Annotated in this window: 14 protein-coding genes; 11 read left to right on the top strand and 3 right to left on the bottom strand. The window is 67.7% G+C overall.

The annotated features are described in order from the left end of the window. Nucleotides 1-3: 3 nt before the first annotated feature. Nucleotides 4-624, bottom strand: a complete 621-nt coding sequence (locus J7J08_RS06310; protein ID WP_214902789.1) for a thymidine kinase — start codon at nt 622-624, stop codon at nt 4-6. A gap of 88 nt (nt 625-712) precedes the next feature. On the opposite strand from J7J08_RS06310, the gene J7J08_RS06305 reads away from it, so the two are divergent. Further along, on the top strand, nt 713-2,689 hold the full coding sequence (locus tag J7J08_RS06305; protein ID WP_214902786.1) for a UvrD-helicase domain-containing protein: 1,977 nt from the start codon (nt 713-715) through the stop codon (nt 2,687-2,689). Nucleotides 2,690-2,802: 113 nt separating this feature from the next. After that, complete coding sequence (locus J7J08_RS06300; protein WP_214902783.1) at nt 2,803-3,336, top strand: GNAT family N-acetyltransferase; 534 nt, start codon at nt 2,803-2,805, stop codon at nt 3,334-3,336. 35 nt (nt 3,337-3,371) lie between these two features. Here the strand turns inward: J7J08_RS06300 and J7J08_RS06295 are convergent, their stop codons facing one another. Next, on the bottom strand, nt 3,372-4,031 hold the full coding sequence (locus J7J08_RS06295; protein ID WP_214902781.1) for a DUF480 domain-containing protein: 660 nt from the start codon (nt 4,029-4,031) through the stop codon (nt 3,372-3,374). Nucleotides 4,032-4,141: 110 nt separating this feature from the next. Between J7J08_RS06295 and J7J08_RS06290 the strand changes: the two genes are divergently transcribed. From J7J08_RS06290 to plsB, 5 genes are all read left to right on the top strand, one after another. After that, nucleotides 4,142-5,071 (top strand): 5'-nucleotidase, lipoprotein e(P4) family, encoded by a 930-nt coding sequence (locus tag J7J08_RS06290; protein ID WP_251006465.1) that lies wholly within the window; start codon nt 4,142-4,144, stop codon nt 5,069-5,071. Next, nucleotides 5,068-5,787: an orotidine-5'-phosphate decarboxylase gene (gene pyrF, locus J7J08_RS06285; protein ID WP_214902775.1), complete on the top strand. Its 720-nt coding sequence runs from the start codon at nt 5,068-5,070 to the stop codon at nt 5,785-5,787. Before J7J08_RS06290 ends, pyrF begins: the two co-directional genes overlap by 4 nt. Nucleotides 5,788-5,989: 202 nt before the next feature. After that, nucleotides 5,990-6,808, top strand: a complete 819-nt coding sequence (locus J7J08_RS06280) for a serine protease (RefSeq protein WP_251006464.1) — start codon at nt 5,990-5,992, stop codon at nt 6,806-6,808. 120 nt (nt 6,809-6,928) lie between these two features. Then, nucleotides 6,929-7,909 carry a hypothetical protein gene (locus J7J08_RS06275; RefSeq protein ID WP_251006463.1) on the top strand — a complete coding sequence of 327 codons (981 nt, stop codon included), beginning with the start codon at nt 6,929-6,931 and terminating at the stop codon, nt 7,907-7,909. Beyond that, a complete protein-coding gene (gene plsB, locus J7J08_RS06270) occupies nt 7,909-10,602 on the top strand; it encodes a glycerol-3-phosphate 1-O-acyltransferase PlsB (protein ID WP_214902769.1) in 2,694 nt (897 codons plus the stop codon). Before J7J08_RS06275 ends, plsB begins: the two co-directional genes overlap by 1 nt. A gap of 228 nt (nt 10,603-10,830) precedes the next feature. Here the strand turns inward: plsB and J7J08_RS06265 are convergent, their stop codons facing one another. Continuing rightward, nucleotides 10,831-11,034 (bottom strand): DUF465 domain-containing protein, encoded by a 204-nt coding sequence (locus J7J08_RS06265; protein ID WP_214902767.1) that lies wholly within the window; start codon nt 11,032-11,034, stop codon nt 10,831-10,833. An 88-nt stretch (nt 11,035-11,122) separates the two neighbouring features. Between J7J08_RS06265 and ttcA the strand changes: the two genes are divergently transcribed. The 4 genes from ttcA to J7J08_RS06245 all read left to right on the top strand — a co-directional run bounded on the left by ttcA (nt 11,123) and on the right by J7J08_RS06245 (nt 14,658). Next, on the top strand, nt 11,123-12,031 hold the full coding sequence (gene ttcA / locus J7J08_RS06260; RefSeq protein ID WP_214902764.1) for a tRNA 2-thiocytidine(32) synthetase TtcA: 909 nt from the start codon (nt 11,123-11,125) through the stop codon (nt 12,029-12,031). A gap of 51 nt (nt 12,032-12,082) precedes the next feature. Continuing rightward, nucleotides 12,083-12,988, top strand: coding sequence for a recombination-associated protein RdgC (locus J7J08_RS06255; RefSeq protein ID WP_214902761.1), 906 nt, complete (start codon nt 12,083-12,085; stop codon nt 12,986-12,988). A 124-nt stretch (nt 12,989-13,112) separates the two neighbouring features. Then, nucleotides 13,113-13,892, top strand: a complete 780-nt coding sequence (locus tag J7J08_RS06250; protein ID WP_214902758.1) for a SprT family zinc-dependent metalloprotease — start codon at nt 13,113-13,115, stop codon at nt 13,890-13,892. 250 nt (nt 13,893-14,142) lie between these two features. Further along, complete coding sequence (locus J7J08_RS06245; RefSeq protein ID WP_214902756.1) at nt 14,143-14,658, top strand: hypothetical protein; 516 nt, start codon at nt 14,143-14,145, stop codon at nt 14,656-14,658. The last annotated feature ends 26 nt before the right edge of the window (nt 14,659-14,684 follow it).

Here is a 14,684-nt window from a genome sequence, read left to right as displayed (position 1 = left end):
TGTTTAAATCGGCAATTGCGCTTGGGCGGGGTCGATTTTGCCTTCGCCGCGCGTGATCTTCTTGAACTCCGCGCGGCTGACCGATACGTAGCGTTCGTTGCCGCCGATCTCCACCTGCGGGCCGTCCTGCACTGCATGACCGTGTTCGTCCACGCGTACGGTCATGGTGGCCTTCTTGCCGCTGTGGCAGATGGTCTTGATCTCCTGCATCTCGTCGGCCCACGCCAGCAGGTACTGGCTGCCTTCGAACAGCTCGCCGCGGAAATCGGTGCGCAGCCCGTAACACAGCACCGGAATGCGCAGCTGGTCGACCACCTCGCTGAGCTGCCAGACCTGGCTGCGGCTGAGGAACTGCGCCTCGTCCACCAGCACGCAGCCCAGCGGCCCGTGGCTGGCGATATCGGTGCGGATCAGCTGTTCCAGGTCGGTATCGCGGTCGAAGGCGATACCGTCGGCCTTCAACCCGATCCGCGAGGCCACCACGCCGCGCCCGGCACGGTTGTCCAAGCGTGGGGTCAGGATGGCCACGCGCATGCCGCGCTCGCGGTAGTTGTGCGCCGACTGCAGCAGCGTGGTGGTCTTGCCGGCATTCATCGCCGAATAATAGAAATAGAGCTTGGCCATCGGCCAATTCTAGACGGCCCGCTACTTCCCGTCGCATGAATCCATTCATGGAATGGCTCCGCTACAATGCGGCACCCACGGAGATGGCATGCACGGTCTCAACCCCCCCCAGAGCGCGGCAGTGCTGCACTGCGAAGGTCCCCTGCTGGTCCTGGCCGGTGCGGGCAGCGGCAAGACGCGCGTGATCGTGGAGAAGATCGCCCAGCTGATCAGCACCCGGCGTTACCCGGCCAAGCGCATCGCGGCGATCACCTTCACCAACAAATCCGCCAAGGAAATGCGCGAGCGCGTGGCCAAGCGCCTGCAGGGCGGCGACGCCGAAGACGTCACCATCTGCACTTTCCACGCGTTGGGCCTGAAGTTCCTGCAGATCGAGCATGCGGCGGTGGGCCTCAAGCGCGGCTTCTCGATCTTCGACGCCGACGATTCCACCTCGCAGGTGAAGGACCTGATGTACGGCGCCAAGCCGGACGACATCGAGGACGTGAAAAACCTGATTTCGCGGGCGAAGAACGCCGGCCTGTCGCCCGAACAGGCGATGGCCGAAGCGCGCAGCAACCGCGAGAAGGAAGCGGCCAGCGTCTACGAGCGCTACCAGCTGCGCCTGACCGCGTTCAATGCGGTGGACTTTGATGACCTGATCCGCCTGCCGGTGCAGGTGCTGGAGGAAAACCCGGAGATCGCGCTGGCCTGGCGCGAACGCATCGGCTACCTGCTGGTCGACGAATGCCAGGACACCAACGATGCGCAGTACCGGCTGCTCAAGCAACTGGCCGGCAGCGCGGGCAACTTCACCTGCGTGGGCGACGATGACCAGTCGATCTACGCCTGGCGCGGTGCCAACCCGGAAAACCTGCAGCAGATGGCGCGCGATTATCCCGCGCTGGAGATCATCAAGCTGGAGCAGAACTACCGCTGTTCCAACCGGGTGCTGCGCGCAGCCAATGCGCTGATCGCCAACAACCCGCACGAACATCTCAAGAAGCTGTGGAGCGACCAGGCTGATGGTGAGCGCATCCGCGTGTGGGAGTGCCGCAACAGCGAACACGAAGCGGAAAAGGTCGCGGCCGAGATTTCCTACCTGGCCACGTCCAAACAGATTCCGTGGAGCGATTTCTGCATCCTGTTCCGCGGCAACTTCCAGTCGCGCCCGCTGGAAAAGGCGCTGCAGTTGGTGCGCGCGCCATACCACATCACCGGCGGCACCGCGTTCCTGGAACGCCAGGAGGTGAAGGACACGCTGTCGTGGCTGCGCCTGCTGGTCAATCCCGATGACGACACGGCCTTCATGCGTGCGGTGCAGTCGCCCAAGCGCGAGGTGGGCGCCGGCACGCTGGCCAAGCTGGCCGAGCTGGCCTCGGACAAGGAGCTGCCGATGGCGCATGCCGCCGAGGCGATTGGTGCGTTGTCGCAGCTGCCGCCGCGCGCGGCCAACAGCCTGAGCCGCTTCACCGACATCCTGCGCGACCTGCGTGCGGAAATGCCCAAGCTGAGCTCGGGCGACCTGGTGCGCAAGCTGGTCAAGGATTCGGGCCTGGTGTCCGAACTGCGCGGCGCGTGCAAGGAAGAATCGGTATACCAGCGTCGCCTGGGCAACCTGGAAGAGCTGGCGCAGTGGTTCGAAGGCGGCCCGCGCGGTGCGTCCACCGCCGACCTGGCCGCGCAGCTGGCGTTGCTGTCGCGCAACGACAAGGATGATGGCGGCAACCAGGTGCGCATGATGACGTTGCACGCATCCAAGGGCCTGGAATTTCCCTATGTGTTCATCGTCGGCTGCGAGGATGGCGTGCTGCCGCACCAGGTGAGCCTGGACGAAGGCAACCTGCAGGAAGAGCGCCGGCTGCTGTACGTGGGCATCACCCGTGCCAAGGTGCAGCTGTGGATGAGCCACAGCAAGCTCACCCGCAAGTTCGGTGAGCACGTGCGGCTCAAGCCGAGCCGTTTCTTCGACGAGATTCCGGCCGAGGAAATGCAACGCGACGGTGCCGACCCGGTAGCCGATGCGGCGCGCAAGAAGGAGCGCGCCAGCGCCGGGCTGGCGGCGATCGAGGCGTTGTTCGACTGAATCGCGTGCCATCTCGTAGAGCCACGCCCTGGGTGGCTTCGCCGTCCTGAACGAAGGGCAGCCACGCAGGGCGTGGCTCTATAATCGATGCCATCCCGTCGCCGAGGCTTTCCATGTCCGCCGTGATCCAGACCGAACGCCTGCGCCTGCGCCTGATCGATCCCGACCATGATGCGGCCGACATGCTGGCCCTGCTCAATGAGCCCGGCTTCATCCGCCATATCGCCGACCGCGGCGTACGCACACTGGCGCAGGCACGCGATTACACCGCCGAGCGCGTGCTGGGCAGTTACACGCTCAATGGGTTTGGCATGTACGCGATCATCCGCCGCAGCGACGGCGCCTGGCTGGGCAACGCCGGGCTGGTGCGCCGTGATGGGCTGCCTGCACCGGACGTGGGCTATGCGCTGCGCGCACAGCACGAAGGCCACGGCTACGCGTTCGAAGCCGCGCGCGGGGTGATGCATTACGCGCGTGACGTGCTCGGGTATCCGGACCTGTACGGCATCGTTGCCCCGGAAAACCTGCGTTCGGCCGCGCTGCTGCGCAAGCTGGGCATGGAAGACCGGGGCGACCTGCGCCTGCCGGCACCGCGTGACGAAGAAGTGCTGCTGTTGTTCGCCACGCCGGGCGCGCCGATGGTTTGAGGGGTAGAGACACGCCATGCGTGTCCCTCGCAATCTCACCCGCCCAGCTGAGCGCGCAATTCCGCCAATTGTTCCTGCAGGGCCGCCACCGTGGTTTCCAGCTCCTGCACGCGCGCTTCCAACCCTGCATTGCCACCGCCACTCGACGGTGCCGCCTTGTACTGCTCCGCCAATGCCTGCACATCCACCGGCCCGGCCAGCAGGTGCATGTAACGATCCTCGCGCTGCCCACCCGCGCGCGGCACCTGCACGGCCAATCCGCGCTGGATCATGCGCTCGACGTGGTGGCGCACCTCGTCGGCGTCCTGGAACGGGAACAGGCGCTCGGCGCGGGTCAGCAGCTCGTTCACCGTCTGCGGGCCGCGCAGCAGCAGCAGGCCCAGGATGGCCAGCTGCTGGCGGGTCAGGTCCAACGCGCTGCCGGCGCGGTGCTCGTAGCGCTCGGCGCGCGAGGAAAACTGCTGGCGGGCCAGGCCCAGGGTTTCCAGCTGGCGCAGGGCGTGGTGAACATCACCAGCCGACAGCTGCAGCACCGGCTCGCGCGCGGTCTTCTGGTTGGCGGCCACCTGGGTGGCGTTGACGGTGAGCGGGTAGGCGTCCGGGGTGGTCGCTTCCTTCTCGATCAGGCAGCCCAGCGCGCGGGCCTGGGCCGCGCTGAGCACGGGCAGGGCGGGGGTCTGGGTGTCGTCGGTCATGTCGCGCTCCGGGGTGTTTCTGGGGCGTGCAGCATAGCCGAGCCCCGCCGCCGGCATGAACCGCCGCGGCCAAGCCGGTAAACTGGCGCCACTCCGTCCTGGTGATTCCCATGCGTCGTACCGCTGTTTCCCTGTCCGTGCTTGCCTGTGCCGTGATGGCGCTGGGTGCGTGCAAGCGCACCGAAGCCCCCGCCGAAGCCGCTGTCCCGGCACCTGCCGTGGCCGCCGCCGCCGCTGCACCGGCCGCCAAGGGCGATGCTGCCGTAGCCGCCAACGACAACCTCAACGCCGTGCTGTGGATGCAGCGCTCGCAGGAATACCGGGCCATCACCGAGCAGACCTACCGCGCCGCCGCCGACCACCTGGACAAGGCGCTGAAGGAAGCCCACTGGGACGCGCTGGTACCCGAAGAGCGCGGCAACGCGGCCAAGGGCCTGAAGCCGGCGGTGGTGCTGGACGTGGACGAAACCGTGCTGGACAACTCGCCCTACCAGGCCCGCCTGGTCCGCGACGGTGGCGAGTACGACGAACTGAGCTGGGACCAGTGGGTGGCCGAAAAGAAAGCCAAGGCCATTCCCGGCGTGGTCGATTTCGCCAAGGCCGCCAATGCCAGGGGCATGACCCTGCTGTACATCTCCAACCGCGCGGTGCACCTGAAGGACGCCACCCTCGCTAACCTGCGTGCCGAAGGCCTGCCGGTGGCCGACGACAGCGTGTTCCTGGGCCTGGGCACGGTGGTGAAGGATTGCGAGCAGGCCGGCAGCGAGAAGAACTGCCGGCGCCGCCTGGCCGGGCAGAACTACCGCGTGCTGATGCAGTTCGGTGACCAGCTGGGCGATTTCGTGGAAGTCACCGCCAATACCAACGACGGCCGCGACGCACTGCTGCAGCAGTACCACGACTGGTTCGGCGAACGCTGGTGGATGCTGCCCAACCCGACCTACGGCGGCTTCGAACCGGCCCAGTTCAACAACGATTACAGCCAGTCGCGCCAGGCCCGCCATGACGCCAAGCGCGCCGCACTGGACTACGCGCCGTGAGCCGGGCCCCGCTGCCGCTGCGCGATGACGAACGCCTGATCTTCGCGCTCGACGTGCCGGGCCGCGAGGATGCGCTGGCCTGGGTGGACCGGCTGGGCGATGCGGTGTCGTTCTACAAGATCGGCATGGAGCTGCTGGCGTCGGGCGAGTACTTCGAGGTGCTCGACGCATTGGCGGCGCGCGACAAGCGCGTGTTCGTGGACCTGAAGTTCTTCGACATCCCGGCCACCGCTGCGGCGGTGATCCGGCGGCTGTCGCAGTGGCCGGTGAGCTACGCCACCATCCACGGCTGGCACCCGGCCATGATGGAGGCCTGCGCGGCCGCCAACAGCAGCGACATGCGCCTGCTGGCAGTGACCGTGCTGACCTCGATGGGGCGCGATGACCTGCGCGGCATGGGCATCGACCGCGAGCCGGTGGACGTGGTGGTCGAGCGCGCGCTGGCCGCCCAGGCCGCCGGTATCGACGGGGTGATCGCCTCGGGCCAGGAAGCCGGCCCGATCCGCGCCGCCACCGGCGCCGGGTTCTCGATCGTATGCCCGGGCATCCGCCCCGGCGGCCCGGTCGGCGATGACCAGAAGCGCACCGTGGGGGTGGCCCAGGCCTTCGCCGACGGCGCCGATGCCATCGTGGTCGGTCGCCCGGTCCGCCTTGCGGCCGACCCGCGCGCCGCCGCGCGGGCGATCCAGGACGAGATCCGCACCGCCCGACGCTGATCGCTGCACCGCCTGCACGCACCGGGATGGAACTGCATCCCGGTATGGTGTTGCGCCCGTTCGCAGAAACGCATCCATCAATCGCCACGACCGCTGAAACGCGACCGGCCACGCAGTCGTCCCGCCTTCTTTGCCGTCGAATCGACCTGGCACGCGCACCGCGCCGTGCTGTCGTTTCCACTTACCGCAAAGGAGTTGCTGCATGCGTACCTGTTCCCGGCCGGCCTGGATGTTCGGCCTGATCCTCTCTGCTGTCTGCATTCCCGCGCTGGCCCAGTCCGGGCCGGACACCGCGCCACGCATCATCGGCGGGGTCGACGCCGAACCCGGCCAGTACCCGTTCATGGCCAGCCTGCAACGGCTGGGCCGGGGCGATTCGGACCACGCCCGGCACGGCTGCGGCGCCACCCTGATCTCGCCGTCGTGGGTGCTCACCGCCGCCCACTGCGTTGACGGCCTGCTGCCGGCGCACTTGGCGGTACTGGTCGGGCAGACCACGCTGCAGGCCACGCCGCGCCGCCGCGTGTCCAACGTCAAGGCGATCCACGTGCACCCGGCCTTCGACGAACGCGAACTGGCCAACGACGTGGCGCTGATCCAGCTCAAGCGACCGGTGGCCAAGGCCGAGCCGGCCGAGGTGCTGCTGGGCCGGGACAGTGCCTACCTGCGCCCCGGGCGCCACTTCACGGTGATCGGCTGGGGCGTGATCGCGTTCCCCGGCGAAGCCCTGCCGACCACCCTGCAGACGGTGCAGACCCCGTTCGTGGCGTTCAACGCCTGCCAGCAGGCCTACCCGGACCTGCAGGCCGGGGCGGTGATCTGCGCCGGCGCCGAGGGCATCGACAGCTGCAACGGCGACTCCGGCGGGCCGCTGCTGGTGCGCCGCAAGGGGACCTGGACGGTACTGGGCACGGTCAGCTGGGGTGAAGGCTGCGCCCTCCCGGGCCGCCCCGGGGTGTATGCGCGGTTGTCGCAGGGCTATGTGCGCGATTTCATCCAGGCCACCTGGATGCGTGACTGATACCAAATAAAAACAACGGGTTACGACCATCCTGCCGGCCCGGCGGGCAGGATGGGTTGCCGCTGTGGGGGCGCAGGCCGCAAGATGCGGACCGGTCCGGGGAAGTCCGAATTCATGTCCATGTCGTTGATGAAAGGGCGCTACCGACCCTGGGTGATGTCGCTGTCGCTGTGTGGGCTGCTGTTGCTGGGGGCGTGCAAGCGCGACACGATCGACCCGGATGCACCGGCCGCCGAGCCGGTGGCCGCGTTGCAGCAGATCGCTCGCCACTTGGCTGACGACGACCTGGTGGGCTACGCCCGCGCGTCAGTGCCGCCCGCCCAGTACGCCCGGCTGCAGGCCGCATGGGGCGAGGGCCACAGCCGTTGGCCGCTGACCGACCTGCCGCTGGATGGCCAGTTGCTGCCGATGCTGGCGGCCCTGTCGGCGCCGGATGCGCCCAAGCGCCTGCAGCGCTCGTTCGATACCCAGATTGCCGGCCAGGCCACCGGGGTGCGCCAGGCGGCCCACTCGATGGGGTTGTTCGGCGTGCAGTACCTGCGCAACCAGACCGACTACAGCGACGCCGAACGGGCCCACTACACCCAGGTGGTGGACGTGCTGAGCCGCTGGGCCGCCGCCGCGCCGCTGACCGACAAGCAGCGCGCCAGGACCACCATTACCCTGCTGACCGCCACCGCACGCACCGCTGCGTTGTCCACCGATGCCGAGCTGCAGGCAGCCGGCATGGAGGGCAGCCTGCGCCGGCTGGGCCCGTTCGCCAAGGCGCTGAAGACCGCGCTGGCCAGTTACGGGCTGTCGCTGGACGCGGCGATGACTGAACTGCGCGGCGAGCTGGTGTCGCAGGAAGGGGACAGCGCCCTGCTGCGGATCCAGTACCCGCTGGCCGGCGAACAGATCGACGCCCAGGTACGCATGACCCGCCGTGACGGGCACTGGTACCTGGCGCGCACGCTGGAAGAGACCGATGCGCTGCTCAAGGCAGCCGACGAGGCTGCCGCTGCGGTTGCCGCGCAAGCTGAACATGACGCGCAACAGGCCGCCGAAGCAGAGGCGGCCGCGCAGGTCAAGGACGGTGCTTCTGCACCGGCTAAGCCATAATGAAGCCGATGCCGAACCAGAATCCCCTGCCTTTCCCCGGCGAAGAGCCGCCCAAGACGCCGGACGCCCCGTCCGCGTCGCCCGACACTGCGCCCGGTGCAGGCGCCACGAACGGGGGCGAAGCCGCGCCCGTGGACGCGGCCGACCCGGCCGCGATCGTGCCCAGCCCGGTCAGCGCCATGGCCCGCACCTCGTCCGGACGCCGCCCCTGGTGGGCGCGGCTGCTGGGCAGGCTGGTGGAGCCGTGGCTGTCGCTGAAGATCGAACCCGAACACCCCGGCCAGTACGACGACGGCCGCCCGGTGGTCTATGTGTTGGAAGACTACGGCCTGTCCAATGCGCTGATCCTGGACAAGGCCTGCCGTGAAGCCGGCCTGCCCTCGCCGCTGGTCCCCATTGCCGGCGATCCGACCGGGCGCAGGCGCGCCTACCTGGCGCTGTCGCGGCGGAGCAGCAGCAATTCGCTGATTCCCGAACAACGCGGTGCCAAGACCCATTCCGATTCGCTGGCCAAGGTGCTGCAGGCGCATCGTGCACGCGGCGAGCTGGACGTGAACCTGGTTCCGGTGTCGATCTTCGTCGGCCGCGCGCCGGACAAGCAGAGCGGCTGGTTCGCGGTGCTGTTCTCGGAAAACTGGGCGCTGGTGGGCCGTTTCCGCCGCCTGCTGGCCGTGCTGCTCAATGGCCGCAGCACCATCGTGCGGTTCGCCCCGCCGATTTCGCTGCGCACCACCGTGGACGAGGGGCTGGACCCCGAGCGCACGGTACGCAAGCTGCAGCGCGTGCTGCGCACCCACTTCCGCCGCATCCGCGAATCGGTGATCGGGCCGGACCTGTCCACCCGCCGCCTGCTGGTGGACAAGGTGCTGGAAGCCGACACGGTGCGCGACGCGATCGCCTCGCAGGCCAAGCGGGACAACACCAAGCCGGCCGACGCCTGGAAGAAGGCGCATGCCTACGCCTGGGAAATCGCCGCGGACTACTCCAGCCCGGTGGTGCGCTCAGCCAGCTTCATGCTCAGCCACGTCTGGAACCGCATCTACGCCGGCGTGCTGGTCCACCACCTGGACAAGTTCAAGGCGGCCGCGCCGGGCCATGAAGTGGTGTACGTGCCCAGCCACCGCAGCCACATGGATTACCTGCTGTTGTCGTACCTGCTGTACGACCGTGGCATCGTGCCGCCGCACATCGTCGCCGGCATCAACCTGAACCTGCCGGTGGTGGGCACGCTGCTGCGCAAGGGCGGTGCGTTCTTCATCCGCCGCTCGATCCGCGGCAACGCCCTGTACTCGGCGGTGCTGAGCGAATACGTGGCGCAGCTGGTGGCCGGTGGCTATTCGATCGAGTACTTCGTCGAAGGCGGCCGTTCACGCACGGGGCGCCTGCTGCAGCCCAAGGGCGGCATGATCTCGATGACGCTGCGCGCGTTCCTGCGCCAGCCGCGCAAGCCGGTGCTGTTCCAGCCGGTGTACATCGGCTATGAAAAGCTGATGGAGGGCGGCAGTTACCTGGACGAACTGTCCGGGCGGCCGAAGGAAAAGGAATCGATCTGGCAGCTGCTGTGGTCGATCCCGAAGGTGCTCAAGCAGAACTACGGCCAGGTGGTGGTGAACTTCGGCGAGCCGATCGCGCTCAACGACGTGCTGGCCCGCCAGGCGCCGGAGTGGGATGGCGCGCCGGTGGGCGAGGACGAGAAGCCATCGTGGCTGCCGGGCACGGTGGACCACCTGGCCGAACGCATCCAGGTGCACATCAACGGCGCAGCCGACGTGAACCCGATCAACCTGCTGGCGCTGGCGCTGCTGTCCACGCCCAAGCATGCGATGGGCGAAGCCGACCTGATCGCGCAGATCGAGCTGTGCAAGACCCTGCTGGTGGAGATGCCCTATTCGGACCGGGTTACGGTCACGCCGCATTCGCCGGAGCGGATCATCGCGCACGCCGAGGAAATCAACGTGCTGACCCGGGTCAAGCACCCGCTGGGCGATGTGCTGAGCGTCAGTGGCGATACCGCGGTGCTGCTCAGCTACTTCCGCAACAACGTCATCCACCTGTTCACCGCCTCGTCGTGGGTGGCGTGCTGCTTCCAGAACAACCGCCGCATGAGCCGCACCGGCCTGGTGCAGCTGGGCCGTACCGTGTATCCGTTCCTGCAGGCCGAGCTGTTCCTGCCGTGGACCGAAGACGAGTTCGCCCAGCGCATCGAACAGACCATCGCGGTGTTCGTGCGCGAGGGCCTGCTGCAGAACGTCAACGACGATGATGGTGGCATCCTGGCGCGCAACACCGGGCAGACCGACGAAGTGTTCCGCCTGCGTGCCATTGGCCATTCGCTGCAGCAGGCGTTCGAGCGTTACTACATCGCCATTTCGGTGCTGGTGAAGAACGGTCCGGGCACGCTGGGCGCGGCCGAACTGGAAAGCCTGTGCCAGCAGGCCGCGCAGCGCCTGAGCCTGCTCTACGCACCCGCCGCGCCGGAGTTCTTCGACCGCACCCTGTTCCGTGGCTTCATCCAGAAGATGCGCGAGCTGCGCCTGGTGTGGCCGGACGAAAACAGCAAGCTGCTGTTCGACGAACGCCTGGACACCTGGGCCAAGGACGCCAAGTTCATCCTCGGCCGCGAGCTGCGCCACACCATCGAACGGGTCAGCCCGGAAGCGGCAAAACCAGAGGAACCGGTAACGCAGGATTGACGACCACGTCGTCAACCCTGCGTATCCAGACGTATCCGGATTTCACCGCGTTCGCCAGCAATTCGTAGCGCCGGCCGTTGGCCGGCGACCGCGCAACGCTCGGCTCAAGCATCCGGGTCAGGGACACCGCGCCGTCCATGAACCTGCCGACGCTGACCTCTGTCCGAAGCCGTTTGTCAGGCCCCCGTCACGCCTGACGGAGAGCAGCCGACCAACGGTCGGTGCTACCTACGCCGGCTCGTCCGGAATCAACATGTCTTCAAGCTTGGCAATGCAATCCTTCAGCCGCAGCTTGTCGCGTTTCAAGCGCTTTGCCTCCAGCTCGTCCTCGCCATTGGCGGCCATGCGCTCGATGCGCTGGTCCAGCTCACGATGCTCCTGCCGGAGTTCGGCAAGACGGGCGCTGATCTGTTCGGGAGTCTGGGTATCCACAGTCGCTGAGCATACACATCCGCGATGACACCCGGGAGTGAACGCAGTCACGTCCGCGCGTCGGTGAGGGCCGGTGCGAGCCGGTAGAATGCACAGGATGCCTGCCGTCCTGCCCCTGCCCGATCCGGTCCACCGCGCTCCGCGCGCGGACGCGGCCGCGCACGACAAACTGGCCCGCAAGCTGCGCCGCCAGGTCGGCCAGGCGGTCGCCGACTTCGGCATGATCGAGGACGGCGACCGCATCATGGTCTGCCTGTCCGGCGGCAAGGACAGCTACACCCTGCTGGACGTGCTGCTGCAGCTGCAGAAGAAAGCCCCGGTGGCCTTCGAACTGGTGGCGGTGAACCTGGACCAGAAGCAGCCGGGCTTCCCCGAACACGTGCTGCCCGGGTACCTGGCGTCGATCGGGGTGGCCTGCCAGATCATCGAACAGGACACCTACTCGGTGGTCAGCCGGGTGATCCCCGAAGGCCGCACGATGTGCTCGCTGTGTTCGCGCCTGCGTCGCGGCGCGCTGTACCGGCACGCCGCAGAGAACGGGTTCACCAAGATCGCCCTCGGCCACCACCGCGACGACAGCGTGGCCACGTTCTTCCTCAACCTGTTCCACCACGCCAAGCTGTCGGCGATGCCGCCCAAACTGCGCAGCGATGATGGCCGGCACGTGGTGATCCGTCCGTTGGCTTATGTCAGTGAGAGCGACATCCAGGCATACGCCGACGCGCGCGCGTTCCCCATCATTCCGTGCACCCTGTGCGGCAGCCAGGACACCCTGCAACGCCGCCAGGTGGCGCAGATGCTGCAGCAGTGGGAAGACCAGCACCCCGGGCGGATCGACCAGATCGCGCGCGCGCTGGGCAACATCCATCCGTCACAGCTGGCCGACCCGGCCCTGTTCGATTTCATGTCGCTGGGGCGCACGGCCATGGCCCCCAGCCCACCGTCGGCCTGGTCCGACGCTGCCTCCGACCCCGGCGAGGGCAGCGGCCTGGCCTGAGCCAGGCTGCGGCTGTCACCGCTTCCTTTCACGACTTCTTTCCGGATCTCCATGTTCTTTCGCAACCTGACCCTGTTCCGCTTCCCGACCGCCACTGATTTCTCTGACGTCGACACCCTGCTGCCGCAGATGCTGCTCAAGCCGGTAGGCCCGCTTGAAATGAACTCCCGCGGTTTCATCTCGCCGTTCGGCCGCGAGGAGAAGGCCGTGTTCTCGCACCGCGTCGGCGACGCGCTGTGGCTGACCGTGGGCGGTGAGGACAAGATCCTGCCGGGCGCGGTGGTCAACGACCTGCTGGCGCGCAAGCTGGAAGAGATCGAAGAGAAGGAAGGGCGCAAGCCCGGCGGCCGCGAGCGCAAGCGCCTGAAGGACGACCTGCTGCACGAACTGATGCCGCGTGCCTTCGTGAAAAGTTCGCGCACCGACGCACTCATCGACCTCACCCATGGCTACGTGGCGGTGGACTGCTCGAGCAGCAAGAAGGGCGAAAACATGATGTCCGACATCCGTGGTCTGCTCGGCAGCTTCCCCGCGATGCCGCTGAACGCCGAAGTCGCCCCGCGTTCGATCCTGACCGGCTGGATCGCCGGTGAGCCGCTTCCCACCGGGCTGAGCCTGGGCGAGGAATGCGAGATGAAGGACCCGGCCGAGGGCGGCGCGGTGGTCAAGTGCCAGCACCAGGAACTGCGCTGCGACGAGATCGACAAGCACCTGGACGCCGGCAAGCAGGTCACCAAGCTGGCCCTGGTGTTCGAGGACAACCTGTCCTTCGTGCTGGGCGACGACCTGATCGTGCGCAAACTGAAGTTCCTGGACGGCGCCCTGGACCAGCTGGAACATGCCGACGAAGACGGCCGCCGCGCCGAGCTGGACGCCCGCTTCGTCCTGCAGAGCGGCGAAGTGCGCCGCCTGTTCCTGCTGCTGGAAGAGGCCTTCAAGCTCAGCAAGGCGGATTGACAGGCAACCCGTAGAGCGGGGCTCTGCCCCGCTGCCCGCGATCCCGCAGCGGGGCAGAGCCCCGCTCTACCCCCGTCGTGGTCCGCAGTCATACGCCCCGCGCCACGAGCGCTATGCTGTACCCATGCCTGGATTCCTCCGCCGCCTGATCTCCCCGGCCGCCGCCCCGACCCTGCAGCGCGACACCGTCCGCCTGCGGCTGGAGGATGCCGAGATCGACGTGCTGCGCGTGCGCGATCCACGCGCGCGCCGGATCAAACTGAGCGTGGATGAGCGTGGCGTGCGGTTGACCCTGCCGCCACGCGCCAGCCTGGTGATGGGCGAGCGCTTCCTGGAACAGCACCGTGATTGGCTGTCCACGCAGCTGCGCAGCTACCAGGCGCAGAACCTGCCGCCGCCGCTGGTGATCGGCGAACCGGGGCTGCTGCCACTGCGCGGCGAGCTGTTGCCGCTGCGCTGGGACACGGGGCGCTACGCGCGCCTGGAACTGGACCCGGACGGTGCATGCATGCACCTGCCCGCGCGCGGCACCGATGCCACGGTGCGGCGCACGCTGCGCGAATTCTACGAAGCGCAGACCCGCGCCGATGTCGGCCAGTGGCTGCCGCGTTATTTGCCCAGCCTGCCACGTGCACCGGCACGGCTGCGCCTGAAGGTAATGTCATCGCAATGGGGATCGCTGGCACCGGATGGCAGCATGGCACTGGACCTGGCCCTGGTGCTGGGGCGGCCGTCGGCGTTCGAATACGTGCTGGTGCATGAGCTCTGCCATCTGATCCAGGCCAACCATTCCGCTGCGTTCTGGGAGGAAGTGGAGCAACGCTTCCCGGCGTGGCGTGAGGAGCGGGATTATTTCCAGCTGGAAGGGCGGCGGCTTAAAGCGATGCTGCGGCAGTTGTTGTAACCCGGCTTCGGTGCGGTCTGCCACGCTACCAAGCGTATCCCGGCGTTGCGGACGCACCCGGGCGCGTAGCGACGCACTCACTGTTCCGGCGCACGCCGTTCATGGGACGCGGCGTGGCACTACGCGCATCCGGTCGTAGAGCCACGCCCTGCGTGGCTGTCTGCCACAACACCACGTTCGACTTTGTTGCATGGCGCTGCCCTGCAGGCTGGCTGAACCTGCTGGCCTGTACCACCATCACGGAACACCCATGTCGACCATGGCCTCGGTTGCCTTCGATGTGCTCACCAACGTGCTCGCCGCCACGGTGCTCGGCAGCGCGGCGATGCTGCGTGCGCGCGTACCGGATATCTCGGGGGTGTGGACGCTGACCCGTTTTGCGCCTGGCGACGCCCGCCGCACTGCGGCGGTGTACCTGGTGATGCTGTCGCAGAGTGGCGGGCGCGTGGAGGGCGTAGCGGAATGCGTGCAATGCCGTGATGGCCAGGGCGTAGGGCCGCTCCGCCTGCTACCGGAGCGCGAACGCCCACGGGTGGACGTCAGCGGCGGGTTGTACGGCAGCGTGTTCCACCGCAAGCGCTTCCGCCTGCTGTTCCGCGAAACGGGGCGGCGCCAGGGCAGCATCGCGACGCACGGCATGGACCGTCGCGAGAATGACGACCTCTGGCGTGGCGGCTATATCGTCAGCGCGGGCGGCTGCAGCGGCGAAAGCGAATGGCGCCGCGGCCAGGGCGCACATGGTTTTGCGGCGTCGCTGCAGGAGTAGCGCACGCCGCTGCAGCGTCGTTGCAC

The organism is Stenotrophomonas sp. ISL-67, from assembly GCF_018612915.1.
Lineage (GTDB): Bacteria > Pseudomonadota > Gammaproteobacteria > Xanthomonadales > Xanthomonadaceae > Stenotrophomonas.
Note: the sequence above shows the minus strand (reverse complement) of the source record. Positions and strands in the feature narration are given on the sequence as shown.

Coding starts and splice junctions, on each gene's coding strand:
- J7J08_RS06310 (WP_214902789.1), bottom strand. CDS start 624: ATGGCCAAGCTCTATTTCTATTATTCGGCGATGAATGCCGGCAAGACC.
- J7J08_RS06305 (WP_214902786.1), top strand. CDS start 713: ATGCACGGTCTCAACCCCCCCCAGAGCGCGGCAGTGCTGCACTGCGAA.
- J7J08_RS06300 (WP_214902783.1), top strand. CDS start 2,803: ATGTCCGCCGTGATCCAGACCGAACGCCTGCGCCTGCGCCTGATCGAT.
- J7J08_RS06295 (WP_214902781.1), bottom strand. CDS start 4,031: ATGACCGACGACACCCAGACCCCCGCCCTGCCCGTGCTCAGCGCGGCC.
- J7J08_RS06290 (WP_251006465.1), top strand. CDS start 4,142: ATGCGTCGTACCGCTGTTTCCCTGTCCGTGCTTGCCTGTGCCGTGATG.
- J7J08_RS06280 (WP_251006464.1), top strand. CDS start 5,990: ATGCGTACCTGTTCCCGGCCGGCCTGGATGTTCGGCCTGATCCTCTCT.
- J7J08_RS06275 (WP_251006463.1), top strand. CDS start 6,929: ATGTCGTTGATGAAAGGGCGCTACCGACCCTGGGTGATGTCGCTGTCG.
- plsB (WP_214902769.1), top strand. CDS start 7,909: ATGAAGCCGATGCCGAACCAGAATCCCCTGCCTTTCCCCGGCGAAGAG.
- ttcA (WP_214902764.1), top strand. CDS start 11,123: ATGCACAGGATGCCTGCCGTCCTGCCCCTGCCCGATCCGGTCCACCGC.
- J7J08_RS06255 (WP_214902761.1), top strand. CDS start 12,083: ATGTTCTTTCGCAACCTGACCCTGTTCCGCTTCCCGACCGCCACTGAT.
- J7J08_RS06250 (WP_214902758.1), top strand. CDS start 13,113: ATGCCTGGATTCCTCCGCCGCCTGATCTCCCCGGCCGCCGCCCCGACC.
- J7J08_RS06245 (WP_214902756.1), top strand. CDS start 14,143: ATGTCGACCATGGCCTCGGTTGCCTTCGATGTGCTCACCAACGTGCTC.